General features: G+C 63.8%; 22 protein-coding genes and 1 pseudogene. 15 read left to right on the forward strand and 8 right to left on the reverse strand.

The window, feature by feature from the left end; genetic code table 11:
* Positions 1-5: 5 nt before the first annotated feature.
* The 8 genes and pseudogenes from KUV26_RS17685 to KUV26_RS17725 all read left to right on the forward strand — a co-directional run bounded on the left by KUV26_RS17685 (position 6) and on the right by KUV26_RS17725 (position 7,089).
* Complete coding sequence (locus KUV26_RS17685) at positions 6-632, forward strand: alpha/beta hydrolase (RefSeq protein WP_222509347.1); 627 nt, start codon at positions 6-8, stop codon at positions 630-632.
* Positions 629-874: a DUF1427 family protein gene (locus KUV26_RS17690; RefSeq protein WP_222509348.1), complete on the forward strand. Its 246-nt coding sequence runs from the start codon at positions 629-631 to the stop codon at positions 872-874. The genes KUV26_RS17685 and KUV26_RS17690 overlap by 4 nt, the downstream gene beginning before the upstream one ends.
* Positions 875-929: 55 nt before the next feature.
* On the forward strand, positions 930-1,394 hold the full coding sequence (locus KUV26_RS17695) for a DoxX family protein (protein WP_222509349.1): 465 nt from the start codon (positions 930-932) through the stop codon (positions 1,392-1,394).
* Positions 1,395-1,438: 44 nt separating this feature from the next.
* Entirely contained in the window at positions 1,439-2,125 is a 687-nt protein-coding gene (locus tag KUV26_RS17700; protein ID WP_222509350.1) for a hydrolase, read from the forward strand.
* Positions 2,126-2,467: 342 nt separating this feature from the next.
* Positions 2,468-4,171, forward strand: a pseudogene (locus KUV26_RS23735) (amidohydrolase).
* Between the two features lie 46 nt (positions 4,172-4,217).
* Positions 4,218-4,517 (forward strand): GNAT family N-acetyltransferase, encoded by a 300-nt coding sequence (locus tag KUV26_RS17715; protein WP_222509353.1) that lies wholly within the window; start codon positions 4,218-4,220, stop codon positions 4,515-4,517.
* Entirely contained in the window at positions 4,501-6,096 is a 1,596-nt protein-coding gene (locus KUV26_RS17720) for an MFS transporter (protein ID WP_222509354.1), read from the forward strand. Before KUV26_RS17715 ends, KUV26_RS17720 begins: the two co-directional genes overlap by 17 nt.
* Before the next feature lie 33 nt (positions 6,097-6,129).
* Positions 6,130-7,089, forward strand: a complete 960-nt coding sequence (locus KUV26_RS17725) for a pirin family protein (protein WP_222509355.1) — start codon at positions 6,130-6,132, stop codon at positions 7,087-7,089.
* Positions 7,090-7,269: 180 nt separating this feature from the next.
* On the opposite strand, the gene KUV26_RS17730 is transcribed toward KUV26_RS17725, so the two are convergent.
* The 7 genes from KUV26_RS17730 to KUV26_RS17760 all read right to left on the reverse strand — a co-directional run bounded on the left by KUV26_RS17730 (position 7,270) and on the right by KUV26_RS17760 (position 14,618).
* A complete protein-coding gene (locus KUV26_RS17730) occupies positions 7,270-7,776 on the reverse strand; it encodes a DUF2165 domain-containing protein (protein WP_222509356.1) in 507 nt (168 codons plus the stop codon).
* Positions 7,777-7,837: 61 nt separating this feature from the next.
* The gene (locus KUV26_RS17735) at positions 7,838-9,502 is read right to left on the reverse strand and encodes an ABC transporter substrate-binding protein (protein WP_222509357.1); all 1,665 of its coding nucleotides are present in this window, start codon (positions 9,500-9,502) and stop codon (positions 7,838-7,840) included.
* Positions 9,503-9,594: 92 nt separating this feature from the next.
* The gene (locus tag KUV26_RS17740; RefSeq protein ID WP_222509358.1) at positions 9,595-10,479 is read right to left on the reverse strand and encodes a TauD/TfdA dioxygenase family protein; all 885 of its coding nucleotides are present in this window, start codon (positions 10,477-10,479) and stop codon (positions 9,595-9,597) included.
* 11 nt (positions 10,480-10,490) lie between these two features.
* Positions 10,491-11,900: an FAD-binding oxidoreductase gene (locus tag KUV26_RS17745; RefSeq protein ID WP_222509359.1), complete on the reverse strand. Its 1,410-nt coding sequence runs from the start codon at positions 11,898-11,900 to the stop codon at positions 10,491-10,493.
* The gene (locus KUV26_RS17750; RefSeq protein ID WP_222509360.1) at positions 11,897-13,138 is read right to left on the reverse strand and encodes an amidohydrolase family protein; all 1,242 of its coding nucleotides are present in this window, start codon (positions 13,136-13,138) and stop codon (positions 11,897-11,899) included. Before KUV26_RS17750 ends, KUV26_RS17745 begins: the two co-directional genes overlap by 4 nt.
* Entirely contained in the window at positions 13,135-13,926 is a 792-nt protein-coding gene (locus tag KUV26_RS17755; protein ID WP_222509361.1) for a creatininase family protein, read from the reverse strand. Before KUV26_RS17755 ends, KUV26_RS17750 begins: the two co-directional genes overlap by 4 nt.
* Positions 13,923-14,618 (reverse strand): glutamine amidotransferase-related protein, encoded by a 696-nt coding sequence (locus KUV26_RS17760; RefSeq protein ID WP_222509362.1) that lies wholly within the window; start codon positions 14,616-14,618, stop codon positions 13,923-13,925. The genes KUV26_RS17755 and KUV26_RS17760 overlap by 4 nt, the downstream gene beginning before the upstream one ends.
* A 128-nt stretch (positions 14,619-14,746) precedes the next feature.
* Between KUV26_RS17760 and KUV26_RS17765 the strand changes: the two genes are divergently transcribed.
* The gene (locus KUV26_RS17765) at positions 14,747-15,133 is read left to right on the forward strand and encodes a RidA family protein (RefSeq protein ID WP_222509363.1); all 387 of its coding nucleotides are present in this window, start codon (positions 14,747-14,749) and stop codon (positions 15,131-15,133) included.
* An 80-nt stretch (positions 15,134-15,213) separates the two neighbouring features.
* On the opposite strand, the gene KUV26_RS17770 is transcribed toward KUV26_RS17765, so the two are convergent.
* A complete protein-coding gene (locus KUV26_RS17770) occupies positions 15,214-16,911 on the reverse strand; it encodes a sigma 54-interacting transcriptional regulator (RefSeq protein ID WP_222509364.1) in 1,698 nt (565 codons plus the stop codon).
* A 203-nt stretch (positions 16,912-17,114) separates the two neighbouring features.
* Between KUV26_RS17770 and KUV26_RS17775 the strand changes: the two genes are divergently transcribed.
* The 6 genes from KUV26_RS17775 to KUV26_RS17800 all read left to right on the forward strand — a co-directional run bounded on the left by KUV26_RS17775 (position 17,115) and on the right by KUV26_RS17800 (position 23,442).
* A complete protein-coding gene (locus KUV26_RS17775) occupies positions 17,115-18,773 on the forward strand; it encodes an FAD-dependent oxidoreductase (RefSeq protein ID WP_222509365.1) in 1,659 nt (552 codons plus the stop codon).
* 13 nt (positions 18,774-18,786) lie between these two features.
* On the forward strand, positions 18,787-20,091 hold the full coding sequence (locus tag KUV26_RS17780; RefSeq protein WP_222509366.1) for an ABC transporter substrate-binding protein: 1,305 nt from the start codon (positions 18,787-18,789) through the stop codon (positions 20,089-20,091).
* A gap of 77 nt (positions 20,092-20,168) precedes the next feature.
* Positions 20,169-21,065 (forward strand): branched-chain amino acid ABC transporter permease, encoded by an 897-nt coding sequence (locus KUV26_RS17785; protein WP_222509367.1) that lies wholly within the window; start codon positions 20,169-20,171, stop codon positions 21,063-21,065.
* Complete coding sequence (locus KUV26_RS17790; protein WP_222509368.1) at positions 21,065-22,024, forward strand: branched-chain amino acid ABC transporter permease; 960 nt, start codon at positions 21,065-21,067, stop codon at positions 22,022-22,024. The genes KUV26_RS17785 and KUV26_RS17790 overlap by 1 nt, the downstream gene beginning before the upstream one ends.
* The gene (locus KUV26_RS17795; RefSeq protein WP_222509369.1) at positions 22,017-22,805 is read left to right on the forward strand and encodes an ABC transporter ATP-binding protein; all 789 of its coding nucleotides are present in this window, start codon (positions 22,017-22,019) and stop codon (positions 22,803-22,805) included. The genes KUV26_RS17790 and KUV26_RS17795 overlap by 8 nt, the downstream gene beginning before the upstream one ends.
* The gene (locus KUV26_RS17800; protein ID WP_222509370.1) at positions 22,798-23,442 is read left to right on the forward strand and encodes an ABC transporter ATP-binding protein; all 645 of its coding nucleotides are present in this window, start codon (positions 22,798-22,800) and stop codon (positions 23,440-23,442) included. The genes KUV26_RS17795 and KUV26_RS17800 overlap by 8 nt, the downstream gene beginning before the upstream one ends.
* Positions 23,443-23,455: the final 13 nt, after the last annotated feature.

Genomic DNA, 23,455 nt, shown 5'->3' on the forward strand with positions numbered 1-23,455 from the left:
CTAACATGTCCAAAGACAATTATCGCGCGCTGACCAAGGTCGGCAAACCCGGTGCCCCGCTGGTCTTCGCCTTTCACGGCACCGGCGGAGACGAGAACCAGTTCTTTGGCCTCGCGGAACAGATCCTGCCGGATGCGGCCATCATCTCCCCCCGCGGGGACGTATCGGAAATGGGCGCGGCCCGCTTCTTCCGCCGCACCGGCGAAGGCGTCTATGACATGGCGGACCTCGGCCGCGCAACCGAAGCAATGGCAGCCTTCGTTGCAGCCCACAAAGATAGGCATCCGGACACGCCGGTTTACGGCTTCGGCTATTCCAATGGCGCGAATATCCTGGCGTCCGTGGTGATGGCGCAACCCGGCCTGTTTGACCGTGCCGGACTGCTGCATCCGCTGATCCCGTGGCAGCCGGACCCCGCTCCGGAGCTGAAAGGCCATCAGGTGCTGATCACCGCCGGGAAGCGTGACCCGATTTGCCCGTGGCCGCAAAGCCAGGCCCTGTTCGGGTGGTTCAAAGACCAAGGCGCCGAAGTGCGCACCGAAGTCCACGGCGGCGGCCACGATCTGCGGCAGGGCGAGATCGAAGCGCTGGCGGACTTCCTCAGGGCTCCGGCACTGGAGGGTGCGGCATGACCTGGCAACCCCATCTCGCGTCGCTCGCTGTCGGGCTGGCCATCGGGGCAATTTACGGCCTCATCGCCGTGCGCTCGCCCGCGCCGCCGGTCATCGCCCTGCTTGGACTGCTGGGCATGCTGGCCGGCGAGGCTGCCATGCAATGGCTGCGCGGCCATTCCCGGCCGGTCGCGCACGCTTTTCACCTGAAATCCTTCGCCGTGGCTGAACACAAGGACACGGCTCCTGCGGACAAGGCCTGAGCCACGGCGAATAGCGCCCCCCCACTCGTTGCGGTCTTACGAAAGGAAACCTGTCATGACCAATACCACCATAAACACCACTCCGGCAGGTAGCGATGTGCTGGCCGATGCCGACACCCTGTCCTGGACCCTGATCCGGGTCGCAGCCGGCCTGACCCTAGTGCCGCATGGCGCACAAAAACTCTTTGGCTGGTTCGGCGGCTACGGGCTGAACGGAACCGGACAGTTCTTCGAAGAGGCTCTGGGACTGGCGCCGGGCATTCTGTTCGCCGGTGCAGCCGGGCTGACCGAATTTGCTGGCGGTCTGTTCCTGGCACTCGGACTGCTGACACGCCTGTCGGCCGCTGCTGTTGTCACTCTGATGGCCTACGCGGCCTTCGCAGTTCACCTCGGAAACGGCTTTTTCTGGACCGACGGGGGCTTCGAATACCCGCTTCTCTGGGGCGTCGTGGCCTTGGCCATCGCGATCCGCGGCGGCGGCAAGCTCTCGGTTGATCACAAGATCGGCTGGAAATTCTGAAAATCCCTTCGGCGTCACGCCGCAATGCAAAAAAGGAGCAACCCATGTCCAAGCTTGAAGTCCTCACCCCGCAGAACAGCCAGCTGATCTTCATCGACCACCAGCCGCAGATGGCCTTCGGTGTGCAGTCGATCGACCGCCAGACCCTGAAGAACAACACCGTCGGGCTGGCCAAGGCCGCCAGGATCTTTGACATTCCGACGACCATCACCACCGTTGAGACCGAAAGCTTCTCGGGCCACACTTATCCTGAACTGCTGGACGTCTTCCCAGAAACGCCCCTGCTGGAGCGCACGTCGATGAACTCCTGGGACGACCAGAAGGTGCGTGATGCACTTGCCAAGGGCGCAGCTGAAGGCCGCAAGAAAATCGTCGTTTCCGGTCTGTGGACCGAAGTCTGTAACCTGACATTTGCCTTGTCGGCACTGAATGACACCGACTACGAGATCTATATGGTTGCCGATGCTTCCGGCGGCACCACTGCCGAGGCGCATAAATACGCCATGGACCGTATGGTGCAGGCTGGCGTGGTGCCGGTGACCTGGCAACAGGTGCTGCTGGAATGGCAGCGCGATTGGGCCCGCAAAGACACTTACGACGCCACCATCGCTCTGGTTCAGGAACACTCCGGCGCCTACGGCATGGGTGTCGATTACGCCTACACCATGGTGCATAAAGCGCCCGGCCGCAGCAGCCATGGCGGAGAGACGATGGCGCCGGTCCCTGCATAAACAGCAGCACCCCGCCCAGCGGCCTGCCGGGCCGCCCCGCCTCCCTCCTCAATCGCGCCCGGCAGGCCCTAATTTTCCGGAGGACTGATCATGACCACCCGCCGCCGCAGCCTGCTTGCTGGTCTCGGAGCAGCAACCGCCCTCGCAGCCGCCCGCCCGCACCTCGCCTGGAGCCAGACCATGACCGCACCTGACCTGATCCTGCGCAATGGCAAGATCACCACGCTTGACCCTGACACCCCCGAAGCTTCGGCCATCGCCATCCGGGACGGCAAGGTCGCCGCCATCGGCAGCGATGCCAGCATCATGGAGCTGGCGGCGGACGACACCCGGGTAATCGACATGAACAGCCGCCGTGTGATCCCGGGGCTCAATGACAGCCACACCCATGTGATCCGCGGCGGCTTGAACTACAACATGGAGCTGCGCTGGGAGAACGTGCCCTCGGTCGCGGATGCGCTGGCGATGCTGCGCAAGCAGGCCGCCAACACGCCCAGCCCGCAATGGGTGCGCGTGGTCGGCGGCTGGTCCGAGTTCCAGTTCGCCGAGCGCCGCATGCCAACGCTCGAGGAAATCAACGCAGCCGCGCCGGACACGCCGGTCTTTGTCCTGCACCTCTATTCCAGCGCGCTGCTGAACCGGGCCGCGCTGCAGGCGCTGGGGATCACCAAAGACACCCCGAACCCGCCCGGCGGCGAGATCGAGCGCGACGCCAAGGGCAACCCCACCGGCATGCTGATCGCCCGCCCCTCGGCGCTGATCCTCTACTCGACGCTGGCGCAGGGGCCGAAGCTTGAGGCCGAGCATCAGAAGAACTCCACCCGCCACTTCATGCGCGAGCTGAACCGCCTGGGCGTCACCAGCGTGATCGACGCGGGCGGCGGCGGCCAGAAATACCCCGAAGACTACGATGTCATCCAATCGCTGCACGACGCGGACCAGCTTACGTTGCGCATTGCCTACAACCTCTTTGCGCAGCAGGCCGGCCAGGAGCTGAGCGACTACGAGCGCTGGATCGGCATGACGGAACCGGGCGCGGGCGACGCCATGCTGCGGATGAACGGCGCGGGCGAGAACCTGGCCTGATCGGCGGCGGATTTCGAAAACTTCCTGGAGCCGCGCCCCGACCCCGCGCCGGTGATGGAGGCGGAGCTGGAGAAGATCGTCGAACTGCTGGCGACCAACGAATGGCCCTTCCGCATCCATGCGACCTATGACGAGACCATCGACCGCTTCCTCACCGTGTTCGAACGGGTGAACGGCAAGACGCCCTTCAAGACCCGCTTCATCATCGACCACGCCGAGACCATCAGCCCCTGCAACATCGAGCGGATCAAGGCGCTTGGCGGCGGCATCGCCACCCAGCACCGTATGGCCTTCCAGGGCGAGTATTTCGCCGCCCGCTACGGCGCGGAGGCGGCTGAGGCCACGCCCCCGATCCGCGAAATGCTGCGCACCGGCGTGCCGGTCGGCGGCGGCACCGATGCCACAAGGGTGGCCAGCTACGACCCCTGGGTCGCGATGCACTGGCTGACCACCGGCAAGACCGTCGGCGGGCTGACACTGTATGGCGAAAACAACCTGCTGACCCGGGAGGAAGCACTGGCGGTCTGGACCACCGGCTCGGCCTGGTTCTCAGGGGCGCAGGACGTGAAGGGGCGGCTCAGCCCCGGCATGTACGGCGATCTCGCGGTCCTGTCGGACGACATGATGACGGTGCCGGACGCGCGGATCCGCTCGATCACCTCGGTCCTTACTGTGGTCGGCGGCAAGATCGTCTTTGCGGATGCCGAGTTCGACGGCCTGAACCCGCCGCTGCCGCCCGCCAGCCCGGACTGGTCCGTGAACGCCCTGTTTGCCAGCCCGGCCGAACGCCAGCCTGCGCAGGCCCCGGCAGGAGCGGAGATGCGGGCCTGCCACGATGGCTGCGCCAGCGGCTGCGGTATGCATGGCCACAACCATGGCATTGCCTGGGCCAGCCCGATCCCGGTCAGCGACAAGGGCGCCTTTTGGGGAGCCCTCGGCTGCTCCTGCTTCGCCGTCTGAACCTGCCTGCCAACCCGGCGGCCAGCCCATCAAAAGGAGAACACTGATGCCGGATCCAATGATCACCTACAGCGATGCGGATACCAAGGGCCGCTACTCAGCCACTTTCCACGGGGTGGACGGCGAGGCTTATCTGACGACCTCGAAGTTGTCCGCGGCCACGGTGATCGCCGATGGCACCGTTGTTCCTGACAGCATGCGCGGCATGGGCGCAGGCGCTGCATTGGCCAAGCGCCTGATCGCGGACGCCCGCGCCGCCGGGCAGAAGATCGTGCCGCTTTGCCCGTTCGTGCGGGCCTACGCCGGAAAACACCGCGAGGAGCTTACTGATGTCATCCAATGGTAACCCCGTTCCCGAGGGCGGCACCTTCGCGCCCTTCACAAGCGGGGCCTTTGCCTTGTTGTGGACGGCCACGCTGATCTCGAACATTGGCACATGGATGCATGAAGTCGGGGCCGGCTGGCTGATGACAACGCTGAACCCGGACCCGGCGGTCGTTACCTTGGTTCAGGCGGCAACAACGCTCCCTGTGTTCTGTTTCGCACTGCTGGCGGGCGCGCTGGCCGACCGGCTGGACAAGCGCCGCTTGCTGATCGGCATTAACCTGGCCTTGATGGCGGTGGTTTCCCTCCTGGCGCTGCTGGTCTGGCGGGATGCGATGACCCCCATGTTGCTGATTGTCTTCACCCTTGCCATCGGCACCGGGGCTGCCTTCATGGCTCCCGCCTGGCAGGCCGTGGTGCCGCAGCTTGTACCCCGGACAAATCTGCGCCCCGCCATTGCGCTGAATTCGATGGGGATCAACATCAGCCGGGCGATCGGCCCGGCCCTGGCGGGGGTGCTGATCGCCACCCTGGGTCTGGCTGCGCCTTTCGTTTTGAACGCCCTCAGCTATGTGGTCATCATCGCCGCCCTGCTTCTCTGGCGCCCCGCTCCCATGCCGCCCAAAACCTCACGCACCACTATTCTGGCCGAAATGGGTACCGGCCTGCGCCACGTGCGCCACAACCCGGCCATGCTGGAAACCCTGATCCGGGCAGCCGCCTTCTTTGTCTTCGCTTCCGCCTATTGGGCACTGCTGCCGCTGATCGCGCGCGGTGCCGAAGGCGGCGGGTCCGAGCTCTACGGCGCGCTGATGGCGCTGATCGGCACCGGGGCGGTTGCGGGGGCTCTGCTGCTGCCGCGCCTCAAGAAGCGGTTCACCTCGGATCAGACGGTGCAGATCGGCACCTTCGGCACGGTGATTGCCCTTCTTGCCATGGCAGTCTCGAACGCGCCGGCAGCCCTGATGGCGGCCGCCTTACTGGGCGGATTGTCCTGGATCGCAATTTTGACCTCGTTCCATGTTTCAGCCCAGACGGCCCTGCCCGACTGGGTGCGGGCGCGCGGCCTTGCTGTCTTCCTTATGGTGTTCTTCGGATCAATGTCCGCTGGCTCTGTTGTCTGGGGACAGGCGGCGGCGAAGGGATCGATCCCTATGACCCTCCTGGTTGCCGCAGCCGGGCTGGCACTGGCGCTGTTTGCAACACGCCGCTTCAGGATCGGTCAGGGAGAGACCCAGGACCTGACACCGGCCTCAGTCTGGCCCGATGCACCAGCAATCAGTGAGGATCAGTCGGGTGACCGTCCTGCAATGGTCACTGTAGAATACCAAATCGCAGCGGAGGACCGGCAAACGTTCCTAAAACTAATCACACAGTTTTCAAAGGAGCGGCTGCGGGATGGGGCCACGCGCTGGCATCTTCACCAGAGCGTCGAGGATCCCGGCAGCTGGATCGAGACATTCCATCTGCCGAGCTGGTTTGAACATCTTGAACAGCACAAACGCGTCACCAGTGCGGATGTCACTGCTCAATCGGAACTCAAGGCGCTTGATTTGCGTCCGGATGGCCCCACCGTTCGCCACTACATCAAGCCCGACTGACATTCTCAAGAGCCATTCGAAAGGAACAAGCCAATGAGCTGGAACCCGACCCACAATCCCGAATGCCCCGAATGCGGCGATGCGATCGACACTCTGATCATCCCGCGCGCCCGCGACCTCGGCGGGTTTGAAGTCCGCCGCGCACTGCCCTCGGTCAACCGCCAGATGGTCGGGCCCTTTATCTTCTTTGATCAGATGGGGCCGGCGGAATTTATCACCGAGGGCGGCATCGACGTCCGCCCGCATCCCCACATCGGCCTGGGCACGGTGACCTACCTCTACCAGGGGGAGTTTGAGCATCGCGACAGCCTTGGCACCCACCAGATGATCTATCCCGGCGAGGTGAATTGGATGGTCGCGGGCAAGGGCGTCACCCACTCGGAGCGCACCAGCGAGGAAACCCGCGCGACGCGCCACAGCCTGTTCGGCATTCAGACCTGGATCGCGCTTCCTGAAGACAAAGAGGACATGGATCCCGGGTTCGAGCACCACAAGAAGGACGCCCTGCCCGAAATCATTGATGGCGGCGCCAGAGCCAAGCTGATCCTCGGCAGCGCCTACGGCCAGCAAAGTCCGGTCACCATGCACACCGAAACCTTTTATCTGGATGTGACGCTTGAGCCCGGCGCCCAATTTCCCTTACCCGATAACCATGAGGATCGCGGCATATATGTGACTGAAGGCTCCATTGAGGTGGCCGGCCAGAGTTTTGAGGCTGGTCGCATGATGGTCTTCCGCCCGGGTGACTCCATCAGTGCCCGCGCGGGCACGCGCGGCGCCCGTCTGATGCTGCTGGGTGGAGCCACCATGAATGAAGGCCGCTACATCTGGTGGAACTTTGTTTCCTTTTCAAAAGACAAGATCGAAGAGGCAAAAGAAGCGTGGAAGGCCGCTGAGTGGAACAACGGCCCGTTCAGACTGCCACCGGGAGACGAAGAAGAGCACATTCCGATCACCGCTGAACTGGATCGCACCAGTCCGCGGGGCAAGTGACCGCCAAGGCCGGGCTCCGATTGCGGGACGGCCCGGCCCGCGCTGCCGCCAGAGAATGAGCTTACACCTTCGCGACGCAATGCGGACTCACCCGAACATCCTGAACGGCGGCTGAGGATTTGGGCGCCGCAACCGGTTTTGCCCAGCAGATACGGCCGCTTCTTGATCCATCAATCAGTACTACAAGACAACAACGGCGCCGCCGACTAGCAGAACTGCATTGAGCATGCCCCACAGCGTCATCTGGAAATGCGTGTTCTGACCGCCTTCGTGCCCGAACCAATAGCAAAACCAGTTTCCGACGATCAGAAACCCGCACCAGGTCGCGGTAAACATCAAGGTTCCAGCCAGCCCAAGGGCAATGGCCGTGTCCTGGGCCATCTGTCCGGCGGCGGACATGGCAAGCGCGGCTGACCCGGCCCAGAGCGCGGCGGTGGCCGCGAGTTCCCACGAGACAATGAGCCGGAACAGGACGCGGCGCACTCTAGCGCTGGTAACCCTGCGATGGGCGACAAAGCGGTAGGCTTCCGGGTACTCCTCCCGCATGCGGGTCATGTCCATGACCTCGGCGGTGTAGGTTTCATTCAGAAAAGGGTGCAGGAGGTTTTCCAGCGCGCCAATTGTCAGCCAGGCGGCCATGAAGGCAACGCTGACTGCCTGCGCGGCCAGTACGGTGGTTTCCAGCAATGCTCTGCTCTCCGCTGCTGTCTGCCCGCCGAATCCGGCCGGCGGGCAGAGTGTTCAAAGGTCAGGCTTCCCAGTACATGTACTGCGGGTAAAGCTCGTTGGAAATGTGGACCGCGGCCCCCTTAAGGTTGCTCTTGGAGTGGTTGTAGAGCGATCGCCAGTAGGGCTGAATGATGACGCCTTCATCCACCATGATCTGTTCGAGCTTAGCCATGATCCTGCTGCGAGCCGCCGGGTCGGCGGTTGCCAGAGCCTGTTCGACCAGAGCGTCGAACTCGGCATTGGCAAAACCGGACTCGTTCCAGCCTTGGCCGCTCCGGTAGGCCAGCGCCAGTGTCTGGATACCCAGCGGGCGGTGGTTCCAGTTGGTGACCGAAAACGGGTACTTCGCCCAATCGTTCCAGAATGTCCCGGTTGGATAAACTTTTCGTCTGACTTTGATGCCCGCATCGCGCAACTGCGCGGCGATAGCATCGCCCGTTGCCTTCCAGAACGCGGAATCGAGTGAGATCAGTTCATGCTCGAAGTCCGCCATGCCAGCCTCTTCCAGCAGTTTCAGGGCACCTTCGGGGTCACGCACCGGCGCGCCGATATCGGCATAGTCGGGATGCACAGGCGACACATGGTGGTTCTCTGCCGCGCGGCCTTGGCCGCCATAGGCGATTTCCAGTACCACCGCATTGTCCACCGCCATTGCCAGCGCCCGGCGCACCCGCGCATCGGCATAAATGGCCGTGCCATCCACCTCGGTAGTCTGGTTGCAGCGGGCCAGAACCGTGGCCGCAGTGGTGACTTCATGCTTGGTCCAGCCGTCCAGCGTGTCGAAGGACGCGATATAATCGCCTTCGGTGTCGAAGTTGACGTCGTATTCATCGGCGTCGGCACCGGCAAAAAACGCCGCCGGGTCGGCGCCCAGGTCGAGAAATTCGACCCGGTCCATGTAGGCGCCGTTGCCGGCGTTCCACCATGTGTGGTCCGGGTTGCGCACCAGTGCGGCACTGTCGCCGGTACTGTAGAATTCCGGCAGATAAGGGCCGGTGCCGATCGGATTGTCCAGCATCGTGACCTCGTCGAACGAAGAATGCACGATGGCGGCTGGGTAGTCGGCAAAGCCGGCGATCAGCGAAATATCCGGTTGCGGCAGTTTCAGCCGCACGGTGTGGCTGCCTGTCACTTCGACCGCATTTGGCAGCAATTGTTTTGTTTCCGGGTCGATGATCACCTGCAGCTTGCCGGCCATAGCATTGCCCTCGACGGTGCCGTCGCAGAAGCGGGCGATGTTGGCCGCAACATCTTCGGCGGTTAAGGGGTCGCCGTTGTTCCAGGTCACACCCTCGCGGACATGAAGCACGTATTCGGTGGCATCATCGCTGATCTCCCAGCTTTCCAGCAGGACCGGGGTGAAGGTGCCGTCCGAATTGTACTGGACGAGGTATTCCAGCCAGCCGCGGGTGAAGGTTGCAAGGGAGTTGAAGTCGAACTTGCGCGGGTCGCGCATTGCCACGAGTTGCTGCTGAATGCGGGCGGTGCCGCCCATTTGCGCGTTGACCGCGGCCTGTACGGGCGCAGTCAGGCCCATCATCGCATAGGCGGTTGCGGCGGTTGCACCAAAGGAGCACGCCGTTGCCAGGAATTCCCGGCGGCTGACAGGATCAGCTCCGAGGCGGCGGGCCTGCTGTGTAAGTGAATCCGGCAGCGGTTTTCCTGTGCTGGTAAAATAGGTCATTGTTTCCCTCTCTGTTGTGCCGTGAGGCTGGCCGAAAGCGCTCTGCGGCGCAGTATTGCACTGGCCGGGACCCCGCCCGGCCAGTGCAGGGCTTATGCAGGCATGCGGATGCTGCCGATCCCGTCGTCCTCTGTCACCGACGCGCAAATGCTGGACAGGGTGCGTGGCTGTTCGTAGGGCCATGGCGTGCCGCGGTGCAGCACCGCGCGCTGATCCCAAATCAGCACATCGCCTACAGCCCACTGATGAGAATAGGTAAATTCCGGCTGCGTGCAGAACGCCATCAGTTCATCCAAAAGTGCCTGGCTTTCGGTCTCGTCATAGCCATCGACTTTGAAGGCATGGCTGGCGATATAGAGCGCCTCTCGCCCATTGACCGGGTTCGGCCAGACTGCGTTCCAATGCTGGTCGGGCCATTTGTTGAACATCGGCAATTCAGCCAGCTCAGGAGATATCTTTCGCCGGGAATGGCTGTAGCGGTGCCAGATACCGCGGCCGCGGATCTTTGCCTTCAGCGCCTCCGGCATCGCCGCCCAGGCGGCGCGGGTGCTGGCCAGTTCAGTGGCGCCACCTTCGCTGGTGACAACCCGGCCGATCAAGATGTTGGTAAGCGCGGGCGTGGGCAGGAAAGTGCTGTCCGAATGCCACAGGAAATTGGATTTGAGGTTCAGCGTGTGCAGATCCATTTCGCCCGACGTGGAACCGTCTTTCTGCACGTTGGAGACCTCGGGCACCTCGAATTTCTCGCCTGGTTTCCGCTCATCCGCCTTGCGGTCCTCGATCGGGCCAAAGAGCTGCGCCAGCGCCATATGCTCCGCGTTGCTAATGTCCTGCGCCCGGAACAGCAGCGCTGAATGCTCTTCGAACAGCGCGCGCAGTTCGGCGAAATTTTGCCCCTCGCCGACATCGGAGAGGTTCATTCCGCTCACTTCGACACCAAAGTTCGGCGTCAGCGGTTTTGTCTGAATGGTCGTCATCTCGGGTCTCCTCAGCCCTTTGCCTTTGCTTCGATTTCCTCAGCGGAGAGGTGTTTCACCTTCTCCCAGGCCCGTGACTTGCCAGGGTTCAGCAGTCCCTTGGGGTCCATGCGTTTTTTCCACGCGAGGTGCCGGTAGTCGGCGTTCTTCAATCCACCGCCCTCGACGAAATAGGTATGCGCGTCTGCTATGCTGTGTCCGTGTTGCTCGTAGATGCTGTTGATCTCGCGCAACCGCACCTCGTCCGAGAACCAGATGATCGGCAGATCAAAGGCGGCGATCCTGCCGTCCAGCCGGGCAAACTCATGGTGCTGCCAGACGTCATTACCCAAAGCCGCACCCGCGGCGGCAACCGCATCCGCGTCCGACGGATCCGGCACCCCGATCTGCTGATACGTGGCCGAGCGGTCCGCCTTCAGCACCTGCAGGGTCGTATGGTTATACGCGAACTCAAAAACATGCGGCAGCTTTGCCGCCTGCCGCTCGGCATCACTCATCGCCAGATCCAGATGGCCGCCCTGCGCCGCCATGAGCGCGCGAAAGGCATCCATATCCTCCGCCGGGACAAGCGAGACCAGCAGGTGCATGCCCTCCCGCAGGTGTCCTTTGAGGCGCGGGAAGTAGTCAACGATCCGCGCCTCGACTGTGCTGGCCAGCTTGCAGCCGATGTCCGGCGCAGCCGCCAGCGCATAGCCCGCGGCATAGCAGTCTCGGTAGCTGTCGAAGGTGGCCATGCAGCCGACCCAGTTGCGGTGGGGCACCGTGCGCAGGGTGACTTCGGTGATTACGCCGTTCAGCCCCCAGGCGTGGTGGATCTGCAGCGCCGCTTCGGCGTCAAAAGCATGCTCCTGCGGCTCTGCTTCCAGCGACAGCGCCTTGAGCTGGATGATATTGCCCTTTTCCCGCAGGGCGCCGTTGGCGATCGACCCGATCCCGGCCGATCCGCCGGCCACGAAGCCGCCGATAGTGGCAATGTCCTGGGTCGAAGGGAACATCGCCATTTCCCAGCCCTGCTCAATCAGAGCAGCGTTCACATCGGCCATCAGCGCCCCGGCTTCGGCCCGCACATAGCCCTCGCCGATCTCGATGATGCGGTTCATCTTCGTGGTCTCGATGATCAGCCCGCCCTTCAGCGGCACCGCCTGACCGTAATTGCCGGTGCCGCCGCCGCGCAGGGTGACCGGAACATCCGCCTCAAAGGCGCGCTGCAGGCAGTAGCGCATTTCATCCGGGGTCTTGGGCACCGCAACCAGGTCGCCAAAGTACTTCTTCAGCTGTGCATTCAGAACCGGGCTGTACCAGAAAAAGTCGCGCGAGCGTTTCTTCACAAGCACCGGCTCGTCAATCACCTCCACCGGCGACAGGCTGTCGGCAAATGCGGCCCAATCGGCGCGGGGGTGTTCCAGCGGCATCTCTGTCATTGTTGTTCTCCTTGCAAGGCCTCGGCCAGAGGTTGCGGGGCAGCACGGCTGCCCAGAATGTCCGTGACCGAGAGAGCGTCGAACAGCTGCAGATCCCCGATTGCAGCCCCGTCGACGGTTACGGGCGCAAGGCCAAGCGCCTTGCGGGCGCCGGTGGTGATCATCGGAAGATGGCTGCCAAAAGGCGGGTCCAGATGCGCGGCCAGTGCCGCCAGCGAGAGGGTCGCCAGCGGATCGTGGCTGCCCAACGGGCAAAATGCGTCACGCACGTTGTCGGTGCCCAGCACCACATTGACCCCGGCGGCCTGCAATTCGTGGATTCGGGTCAACCCGCGGCGGTCCGGGGTGCCTGCGCTGCGCCCTTGCAGGTACAGGTTGGTGGCGGGCAGTGCTGCCACCGAAATCCCCGCACGGGCAAGCTTATCCGCGATACGCTGCGCGTCTTCATCGGTGCGGTTCATCAGGCTGCAGGCATGACCGCACAGAACCGGGCCCTGGAAACCAGTTTCCAGCGCCGCATCGGCGATCATCTCCAATCCGTCGAGACCGGGCGCAAGGCCCTCGTCGACGTGAAAATCCAGCGCAAGCCCGGCTTCCTCCGCGGCACGGAAGGTGTTGAGAATTCCGGCCTGCCGCTCAGGCTGGCCCAGCACAAAGGCGCCCAGAACGCCGCCGCTTTGAGCCACTCGGCGGGCGCAGGCACGGGCATAGCTGATGTCGGCCATCATGTCGGCAGCGGTCAGCGCTGCCCGTTGCAGGATCACCCCTGCCGGGGCCTCTTCCTTCAGTTCCCGCAGGATGTCCCAGGCTAATGGTGCAGCCGCCGGGTCCGGGCTGATACCCCAATCGACGTGCGTGCGAACAGTGGCACAGCCTGCCGACAGCAGCTCCTGCAGTCCGCGACCCGCCCGCCGGCGGATGTCTTCGGCTGTCCATATCCTGCGGTCCTGCGCCTGTGCGGCGATTGCATCACCCAGCCCGCCGCCGATCCCCTGCATCCGGTCAATAGTGTGGCATTTGTCGAGATGCACATGCGGCTCGGTGAATTTGGACAGCACCAGCCGAGAGGGCTGTGCAGTGGCCGGCTCAAGCGCCACTGCCCGCCCCTCCCGCAGCACAAGGTCCCCCGCCAGGCAATCGCTGTACAACTGCCCGCCGAACCGGTCTGCCGCAGCGATCAGTGCAGCCGGGATAAGCACACCGGGCAGGCGCGCATCTGCAGGAAGGGTATCCCTCATGAGCCGTTCCTGTGATCAAAGCGGGCAAACTCCGCAAGAAACAGCGCGAAGTTGCGTCCGGCAGAGGCCAGCATCGCCTCCCCCTTTGCCGCGGTGGCCGCGGAGGCATCGCCGCACACCCCCTCGGGGTTCAGATCGCCGGCAATCCAGCCCGGCGCAGCCGGCTGGCCGGTTAGTCCGATAAAACGGAAATTCCCGGCCCAGTCCTCCATTGCGGTGCGGAAATTCTTTGCCTTGCCCATGTCCACCAGATCGGGCCGGGCGGCCAGCATCGCCGAAGTCTCACTGTCGCCCGCGTGCAGGTCCACCGCATAAGCGCCAGGTTCGAAAAGACCCTCCGATTCAGCAAAGCCCGACCATGAGCAAACGGCCACGATCAGATCTTGGCTGATGCGCAATTCACGCGCTGCCACCTGCAGCAGCGCAGTATTGCCGCCATGCCCGTTGAACAACACCAGCCTGGCAACCCCTGCACGAGCCACCGAGGCACCGATGTCACGCAGCACCGCCAGCAGCGTCTCCGGCGACAGGCTCAATGACCCGGCAAAGCGGTCGTGCTCGTTGCTTTTGGTGATGGTCAGCGCGGGCAGCACCAGAACCGACTGCTCAGGGCTGAGTTCTGCAAGCATCAGCCTAACCGCCGCCTGCGTCAGGTCCGTATCGACCGACAGCGGCAGATGCGGCCCGTGCTGCTCGGTCGCCCCCAGCGGCAGCACCGCCACGCAATCTTCCGGCAAGGCGTGGAAATCCGGCGCCTTCAGCTCTGCCCATTGTCCCTGAACGCTCATGCTGCCTGCCCCAGGAAACTGTCAAGAAACCCGTTGAACCAGCGCGCCTGGGCCGCATCGTGGGCCGCCATCAGCCGGTTCTGGGTTTGCATGTCCTGCACCCCGGGCCGCCCGTAAACATGCGCTTTGCTGTCCTGCCAGCGGCGGAAGCCGGCCGGTGTCACTTCGGCATGGAATTGGAAGCCAAAGACGTTTTCTCCATAGCGGAAGGCCTGGTTCGGGTATTCTGAATTTCCGGCAAGCCGGACCGCCCCCGCGGGCAGGTCGAATGTGTGGTAGTGCGCCTGGGTAACGACCAGCGGTGCCTGCAGGAACTCTCCCGCCTCCTCAGACGGTTCAACCGGGTAATAGCCGAACTCGAAGAATTCCCGCTCCGGCGCCCCCGCCCAAGCGCCAAGATGATAGGCGATCTGCTGGCACCCCTGGCAGATACCGAGCAGCGGGATGCCTTTCTCCAGGCACTGCGCGATCCAGTGGTCTTCCTCCAGTAGGAACGGGTATTTGGCCGTCTCAAAGACGTCGAACAGACCGCCGTAGATCACCGATGCCGCGACCTCGCCCACATCATCGAGGCGGTCGCCCGCAAAAGGTTTCCGGGTCACGGCCTCATAGCCGTTCGCCGCCAGCCAGGTGATCACACGGTCATCGGCAGCCTCATCGCCATGGCGCACCAAAAGGACACGCGGTGCCATATTCCCCCTCCTTCAGAGAATTGGTTTTGCGTGGCCCTGATGTTGATCTGTGCCAGAGAGTGTCTTTAGGCTTGCAAACTCTTTTCCCTCTTGCAAGCCTTTTAAGAGATCGGAAAAAAGGACATGAAATGAAAGCCTTAAACCCAACCACTATTCGGCCGCCTTTCGCCGCCTATGCGCATGGCACTGAGATTCCGGCTGGCAAACGGGTCATTGTGACCTCGGGGCAGCTTGGCATTCGCGCAGATGATTCGATCCCCGAAAGCAGCTATGATCAGGCCCGCGTCTGCTTCGAAAACATCACGGAAATCCTGCGCGAGGGGGATATGAGGCCCGGTGATACCGCCCATATCTCCGCCTATGTCACCAGCCGCGAACACATGGCCGGCTACATGCGCGCGCGGGATGAATTCCTGGCCGGAACCGGGCGGGTCCCCAGCTCAACCCTGCTGATCGTTTCCGGGTTCACACGCGAAGAGTTCAAGGTCGAAGTAGAGGTCATCGCCGCGAAGTAGGCAGGTTTGCCCGCGGCCTAGGAGCATGATGTGGACCGAAGCCCGCTCTGCTGAAAGGCCGCGCCCGGCGCCAGGCGGGGTCATTCTGACAATTTTGTCCCGGCTGCCTCCGAGACCTTCCTCCAGGCAAGCTTCCGCTTGATCGTGGAAACGCTGATACCGGTCGCATCGGCGGCCTTTTGAATACTGCCCGCGCGGGCTACCTGATCGTGCAGCAGATCAGCCTCAAAGGCCCGGACCCTGTCGCGCACTTCTTCGGCTGGCACCCGGCCTGACATCCCACCCTGCGGGATCACCGGATTTGTCGCTCCGGCAAAGGCGGCTTCAACCATGGCCGCTGATATGCGTGCCTCCTCCCCGGTGACAACCATCCGCTCGACCATGGTCCGCAGCTCCCGCACGTTGCCCGGCCAGGTCCAGCGCGCCAAACGGTTAATTGCCGCGCGGTCAAAGTATTTCTCCGCACCGTGCAGCATGTTGAAAGCTTCTAGGAAATGCTGCGCAAGCCCGGCAATGTCCGCGACGCGGTCTTGCAAAGGCGGAATGCATATCTCAGCAACTGCAAGGCGGTAGTACAGATCTTCACGGAATCTGCCCTCGTTAACCATCGCGCTCAAATCGCCGCGGCTGGTTGCGATCAGCCGCAGGTCCCTGCCTTCGCGGCCAAGGCGTGATTTTCCTGTACGCAGCCAAGAGGACAGCCTTTCCTGAACCCGCGGCGGCATCAGGTCGACCCGCTCCAAGATCATGGTGCCGCCAACTGCCCGCGCCAGCAGACCCTCGTCACGGCCAGCCTCGGCTGCCTCCTTGCCGAACAGCTCCTCCATAACCGCGGCTTCCGGTAAGCCGCCAAATCCGAAGCGCAGCAGCCGCTTGCGGCTGCGCTTGCTGTAACGGAAGATCAAATCCGCGAGCTTGCGTTTGCCAACACCAGACGGGCCGCTGATAAGCACCGCCGCATCTGTGCGCGCCACCCGCATTGCAAGACGGACGGTCTCCTGCATGTCCTCGCTGGCCCAGAACAACTCACCATCCTGCGCCGCGTTCTCGCGGATTTCCCGCAACTCGCTTTCGTAGTTTCGGATCTCCTGTTCAGCCGCCGTCAGCTTACCCTGCATTTCAATCAGCTCAGTCGTGTCGCGCGAATTGATGATGACCCGCCGCACCGTGCCGTCCGGCGCCATCAGCGGGATGCCGGTGGCCAGTACCTTGCGCCCGGATTTCGTTGTTTGCAGCGCGGTCTGGCGCTTTTTGGTGGTGATGATCTTCCAGGTGATCAGCGGATCGAGATACCCCTCGCGTTCCAGTTTGCTGGCGTCGCGCCCCAGGAAGTTGCGCGCGCTCAGGCCGTAACAGCGCTCAAAACCGGCGTTCATCCACAGGGTGCGTCCCGCCCCGTCCGCGACGTAGATGCCATCAAAGCAGTTTTCAAAGATTTCGACGAAATCGTCGAAATTATCCTGCAGCGCCTTCAGCCCTTCGTCGGTGGCCGAGACGAACCAGCTGGGCAGGAAATAATGCTCCACCGCAGTGTCGCGCCGGACGCTGGCTACGCAAAACACCGAGGCGTTGATGGTGATCCAGGCCGGCGCCTGCTCCGCCCCGTCGCGGCGGCGCAGATCCTCCAGCTCCGGATAGCGGTCGGCGAGTTCAGACAGCGTCGTCAGCCCGCCGTCAAACAGGCTGCGCAGCATCCGGTTGGCATAGGTGATCCGCTCCCCCTGCAGCCTGAGCACCCCAAAGGGCAACATGTCCAGAATATCCGATTCGCGTTTCATGCCTGTGCCTCCCGACCCCGACTTGGTGTCATTTTTGATATCATATAGGTTCATTTTTGACACCAATCACTTGCGCCAGTCAGACGAAAGCTCCGCAAGCCGCTAATAAATAAAGAATAATATTTCTGCCTCCTGCCCCGGTTCAGCAGCGGCCCCGCCGCCCCGCAGCCGTAGCCTTGAAGCTGAGACATCAGGAGGAACAAGTGACTAATATCATCGAAACCGACATTCTCGTCATAGGAGAAGGCAGCGCAGGCCAGGTCGCGGCCCTGGCAGCAAGCGAAGCGGGCGCCGATGTTGTCCTGCTGTTCAACGGGCAGGCCTCTTCGACCGCGATCTCCACCGGCTTCCTGACCTATGCCGCGCATGACGGCTTCCCGAAGGAGGAGGTCTTTGATGCCATGTCCGACGTAACCGGCAAGGGGCTGTGCGACACCGCCCTGCTGCGTCGGCTGGTGGATGAGGCGCCCGCCGAAATGGGCGCGATCATTGAAAAGTACAGCATCCCTGTCGACCGCGCCCCGCGCGGATACCGGGTGCGGCGGTCCACCGGAATGCGCGGCAAAGACATCCTGGACGAAACCTACGGCAGCGACGGTGCGGAGGACATGACCGGGCTGATGATGGAGTTCTCCTCCACCCACGGCACGGCGCTGTTCTCGCAACTGCGCAAGGCGGTCAAATCCAGCAGCGTGCGCCGGATCAAGGGCAGCGCCTTGTCGCTGCACCGCGAGGGACCCAGCGTCTGGGCCGATCTGGACGGCTCTCCAGTGAAAATCGCCGCCCGGGCAGTGATCCTGGCCACCGGCGGGATGCAGGGCGTCTATGAGTTCACCGACACCCCGCAGAACCTCTTGGGCGACGGCCAATCGATGGCGCTGGAAGCGGGTGCCGAGCTGGTCGACATGGAGTTCATCCAGTTCTACCCGCTGGCGGTGAACGAAGAAGGCGCACCCGCGATCTTCCTCTACCCGGACTACCCTTCCACCGCCAAGCTGGTGAATTCCGACGGCGAGGACCTGATCCTGAAACACATGGGCCCCGGCCAGTCGGCGCTGGCCGCGCTGCACAACTGGGACTTCCTCAGTTTCATCATCCAGTCGGAGATCATCGAGGGGCGCGAGGTCTTCATCGACTTCCGCGAAACCCAGGACGCCGAATGGGCGCCGGACTCGCTGACCGCGACCTTCCTGTCCAAACACGTGCCGGATTACCGCGAGCGCCCGGTCCGGATCTCGCCCTCGTCGCACTACACCCTCGGCGGCGTGCGGGTGGACACCGACGGTCAAACTTCGATCCCCGGCGTCTATGCCGTGGGCGAGGTGGCCGGCGGTTTGCACGGCGCCAACCGCCACGGCGGCACCGCGCTGGTCGAGGCGATGACCTATGGCGCCATCTCCGGCCGCCACGCGGCCGCCAATCTGCAGCCGCGTTCCAACATGGCGCGTTCCACCGACAATCCGCCCCCAACCCGGCGCGCGGGCAACGGCGCCCTCCCCGCGGACCTGCTGGCACAGGTGCGCCAGCTCACCCAGAAGGGCCTTGGCCCAGCCCGCTCCGACGAGCTGCTGACGGAAACGCTGGCGCAGATCCGCACCCTGCAGGTCGAAATTGCCGGACTGGGCTGGGCCGATCTCGACGGCTTTACCGAGGTCCAACGCCTAGCCCGAGTCGCCCGTCTGGCCGAGGCCATGTGCCTGGCGATGCGGAGGCGGCAGGAATCCCGCGGCACCCACATGCGCAGCGACTTCCCGGAGGAAACCGGCGAATGGCAGCGCAAACAAGCCGTGCGCCTGAACGGCGCGGGGCTGGAAATCCATGACATCGCGCTGGGGGATCAACCCGTGGCCGCAACACTTTAAGGGAGGAAAAACCATGAAACCCAACCTGTTGAAACTTGCCTGCGTCTTCGGCCTTGCGGCCAGCACCGCGCTCAATGCGCTACCCGCAGCCGCCAAGGAGGAATTCAAGGTCGGCATCGTCACCTTTCTGTCCGGCCCCGCCGCCGGGCCGTTCGGTGTACCGGGCCACCAGGGCGCCGAACTGGTCATCGAAGCAATCAACGCAGGCGAGCTGCCCGCCCCCTATAATACCCCCGGTTTTGCCGGGGCGCGGCTTGCCCCGATTTTCGTGGACGAGGCCGGCGGCAATACCAAGCAAGTCGCTGAATACCGCAACCTCGTCCAGAAACAGGGCGTGGACGCTGTGATCGGTTATATCTCGTCGGGCTCCTGCCTGTCGGTGGCGCCGGTCGCCGAAGAGCTGAAGACGCTGACCATTATCCCGGTCTGCGGCTCGCCGCGCTTGTTCGAGGAAGGCGGCAAGGACTACGTCTTCCGCACCACCGGCCACGCGGTCGGCGATGGGGTGGCGGCGGCGCTTTACGTGCGCGACAAGTTCGGCGATGCGCCTGCCTATACCGGCATCAACCAGAATTACGCCTGGGGCCAGGACAGCTACAAGTTCTTCGACCTGGCGATGAAGACCATCAACCCGGACACCGCGGCCTCGGACAACCCGCAGTTCCCGAAGCTGTTCGCGGGCCAGTTCGGCACCGAGATCTCCACCCTGTCGCTCGACAAGGCGCCGCTGGTGCATTCCAGCTTCTGGGACGGCGACATGGAGGCCTTCGTGCTGCAGGCCAATGTGCGCGGCTTCTTCCGGCAGAAGACCTTCATCTCGACGCTCGGCGCCTCGGCGGTGGACCGTCTGGGCAAGGGCTTCCCCGAAGGCGTGGTGATGGGCACCCGCGGCGAATACGGCCTGCTGGTGCGCAATCTGGACACGCCGCTGAACCGCTGGTTCGTCGACCGCTACAAGGAGAAATACGGCGAATACCCCCTGGGGCCGTCCTACCAGTACGCACAGTCCGTCCTGGCGCTGAAGATCGCCATGGACAAGGCGGCAGAAGCGGCCGGCGGCTTCCCTAAGCAGGCGCAGATCATCGACGCCTTGACGGGACTTGAATGGGACAGCTTCGGCGGCCGCGTCTCGATGGCGCTTGGCGGAGGCCATCAGGCGGTGCATCCGGTGGGCTATGGCATCACCGGCTGGAACAAGAAGACCGGCGAGCCGGAAGCCACCGGCGTCGTGTTCTACCCCGCGGACTGCATCATGCCGCCGGAAGGCCAAACCGGCATCGAATGGCTTGAGGCCGGCATGCCCGGCGCCAGCTGCTGACCCCGGTTCTCCCCGGTGGCGGGCGGGGCGCCCCTGCCCTGCCCGCTGCTGGAGAGAGAGGGAGGAGGAAAATACACATGCAACTGCTGTTTACCATACTTCTGGACGGGCTGGTCTATGCCTCGTACCTGTTCATCGTCGCGGCGGGGCTCACCATCATCTTCGGGGTGATGAAGATCCTGAACGTGGCCCATGGCGGCTTCTACGCCTGGGGCGCTTACACCGCCGCCTATTTCATCGGCGCCGCCTCCGAAATGGGGCTGCCCGATTGGTTCGCCTTCCTGATCATCGCCGGATCGGCGCTGGCGGTCGGCATCGTGCTGGGCCTGCTGATCGAGCGGATCGTGCTGCGCCGGCTCTACGATCACGAGGAGATCCTGATCGTGCTCGCCACCTTCGGGGTGTTCCTGATTCTCGAGGACCTGATCCTGCTGATCTTCGGCGTGAACCCCTATTTCGCCTACCAACCGATGGTGGCACTGGGCAGTGTCGAGATGGGCGGCATCTTCCGCGACGTCTATTCGCTGACCCTGTTTGGCGTCGCGCTGCTCGTCGCTGCAGGCAGCTGGTGGATGCTGACCCGCACCCGCTGGGGCAAGCTGATCACCGCCGTCATCCATGACCGCGAGATGGCGCTGATCGTCGGCATCAACGTGCGCCGCCTGTTTGTCGTCACCTTCTGCGCGGGCGCCGTGCTGGGCGCGCTTGGCGGCGCCTATATCGCGCCCACCGTGTCTGTGGCGCCCGGCTTTGCCGTCGATGTCATCGTGCTCAGCTTTGCCGTTGTCGTGATCGGCGGCATGGGCTCGATCCCCGGCGCGCTGATCGGCGCGCTGCTGGTCGGCCTACTGCGCGCCCTGGCGGTCCACAAGCTGCCGGAGCTTGAGCTGTTCGTGATCTTCCTGGTGATGTCCGCAGTTCTGATCGTGCGCCCCGAGGGGCTGTTTGCACCGGCCAAGGCGAGGAAAATCTGATGCTGCACGCAATTCTATCCGACAAGACGGTGCGGCTGACCGCACTGGCGCTGCTGGCGCTGGCCGCCGCCGGGCTGATGCTGCCGGCCTGGGTCGTCGACAACATGATGTTCGGCCTGGCGCGCGGCGCCGCCGTGCTGGGGCTTCTGGTGCTGTGGCGCACCGGGCTTATGTCCTTCGGCCACGGGCTCTACTTCGGGCTGGGCGCCTATGCGGTGGCGCTGTCCGAGCACTGGCTGGGCCTCAGCGATTTTGCCCTGCGCATCCTCGCCGCCATGCTTGTTGCGGTGGTCGCGGGTTTCGCTCTCGGCTTCATCCTGCGCCGCTACCGCGACATCTTCTTTGCGATGCTGTCGCTGGCGTTTTCGATGGTGCTCTACGGCATCCTGGTCAAGACCGAGGCGCTGGGGTCCACCGATGGCTTCTCGGTGTCGCAGACCACCTTCCTGGGCTGGGCGCCCGAGGGCAAGCAGGTGCTGTTCTCCGCCATCATCGCCGTCTGCCTGGCGCTGGCGGTGCTGGTGCAGATGTACCTGCGCTCGACCCTCGGACGGCTGACCACCGCGATCCGCGACAACGAAATCCGGGTGGAATACCTGGGCTATTCGGTGGCCCGTGCGATCCACATCAAATACGTGATCTCGGCCGCCCTGGCCGGCGCAGCGGGCGGCATGATGGCGATGGCGCTGGGACAGGTCGACCCCGACAGCATGGTCTACTGGACGGTCTCGGGCGAGCTGGTCTTCATCACCATCATGGCCGGGCCGGGCAGCGTGCTGGCGCCCTTCATCGGCGCCATCATCTTCGAGTTCCTGCGCACCTACGCCTTCGAGATCGCCCCACACGCCTGGCAGTTGATCGTCGGCGGCACGCTGCTCTTGATCATCTTCTTCCTGCCCGGCGGCATCTGGTCGCTGCTGGAACGCATCCCCTTTATCCGGAGGCTCCGTCATGACTGATGCGCCCATCCTCTCCGTCAAGGACCTGCAGAAATCCTTCGGCGCCGTGACCGCGGCCAAGGACATCAACGTCGACATCCCCGCAGGCCAGGTGGTCGGCGTGATCGGTGCCAACGGCGCGGGCAAGACCACCTTCGTCAACATGGTCACCGGCTACCTGAAACCCTCGGGCGGCACCATCCGGTTCCTGGACCGCGACATCACCGGCATCGCGCCGCGGCTGGCGGTGCATCAGGGGCTCACCCGCTCGTTCCAGGTCAGCCAGGTGTTCATGACCCTCAGCGTGCGGCATAACCTCCTGTCGGCACTGGCCCTGGCCCGGCGCAAGGGCGGCGCGCTGCTGCGCCCCATCGCCGGGCCGGAACTGCTGGCGGAATGCGACGCGATCATGGCCCGTTACGGCCTCACGGATGTGGCCGAACACGAGGCCAGCGCGCTGTCTCAGGGCTCGCGCAAGCTGCTCGACATCGCCATGGCGGTGGTCAGCGGCCCCAGGATGCTGCTGCTGGACGAACCCACCTCCGGCGTCGCCGCGGAAGAAAAGTTCGCCATCATGGACACGGTGATGTCGGCGCTGAAGGCCTCTGGCACCACCGTCCTTTTCATCGAGCACGACATGGAAATCGTCGAGCGCTACGTCGACCGGGTGCTCGCCTTCTTCTCGGGCGAGGTGATCTGCGACGCCCCGCCCGCCCGGGCGCTGATCGACCCCAAGGTGCGGGAACTGGTGATCGGCGACACCCGCGCCCAAACCGGACAAGCGGAGGCAGCCTATGCTTGAGATCAACAACCTGAACGTCTCCATCGGCCCGGTGCCGATCCTGCGCGGCAGTGCGCTAACCGTGAACACCGGCGAGATGGTGGGCCTGATCGGCCCCAACGGCGCGGGTAAGACCACGATGATGCGCGCGATCATGGGGCTCTTGGCGGCACAGTCCGGCACGATGAGCTTTGACCATTACCAGCTGCCCGCCACTCCGCCGCAAGACCGCGCCCGCATCGGCATCGGCTACATGCCCGAGGACCGCAAGCTGGTACCGCAGCTTTCGGCCGAGGAAAACATCATGATGCCGGTCTGGGCGGTAGACATCCCCGACTATCATGACCGGCTGAAATGGATTTATGACCTGATGCCCGAGGTGCGCGAGTTCCGCGGCCGCAGCGCCACCTCACTGTCCGGCGGCCAGCAGAAACTGGCAGCGCTGGCCCGCGCCCTGATGATGGGCGGGCGGCTGATCCTGCTGGATGAGCCCTCCGAGGGCATCGCCCCTGTGCTGGCGCGGCGGATCTCGGAAATCCTGCGGGACCTGAAGTCCGAAGGCATGTCGATCCTGATCGCGGAATCCAACGATCACCACTGCGCCGATCTGCTGGACCGCAGCTACCGCATCGAACGCGGGGCCACGCATCCCGCGTGACCCCTTCCCGCAA

This window comes from Leisingera daeponensis (genome assembly GCF_019801465.1).
In the GTDB taxonomy this organism is placed as follows: Bacteria; Pseudomonadota; Alphaproteobacteria; order Rhodobacterales; family Rhodobacteraceae; genus Leisingera; species Leisingera daeponensis_A.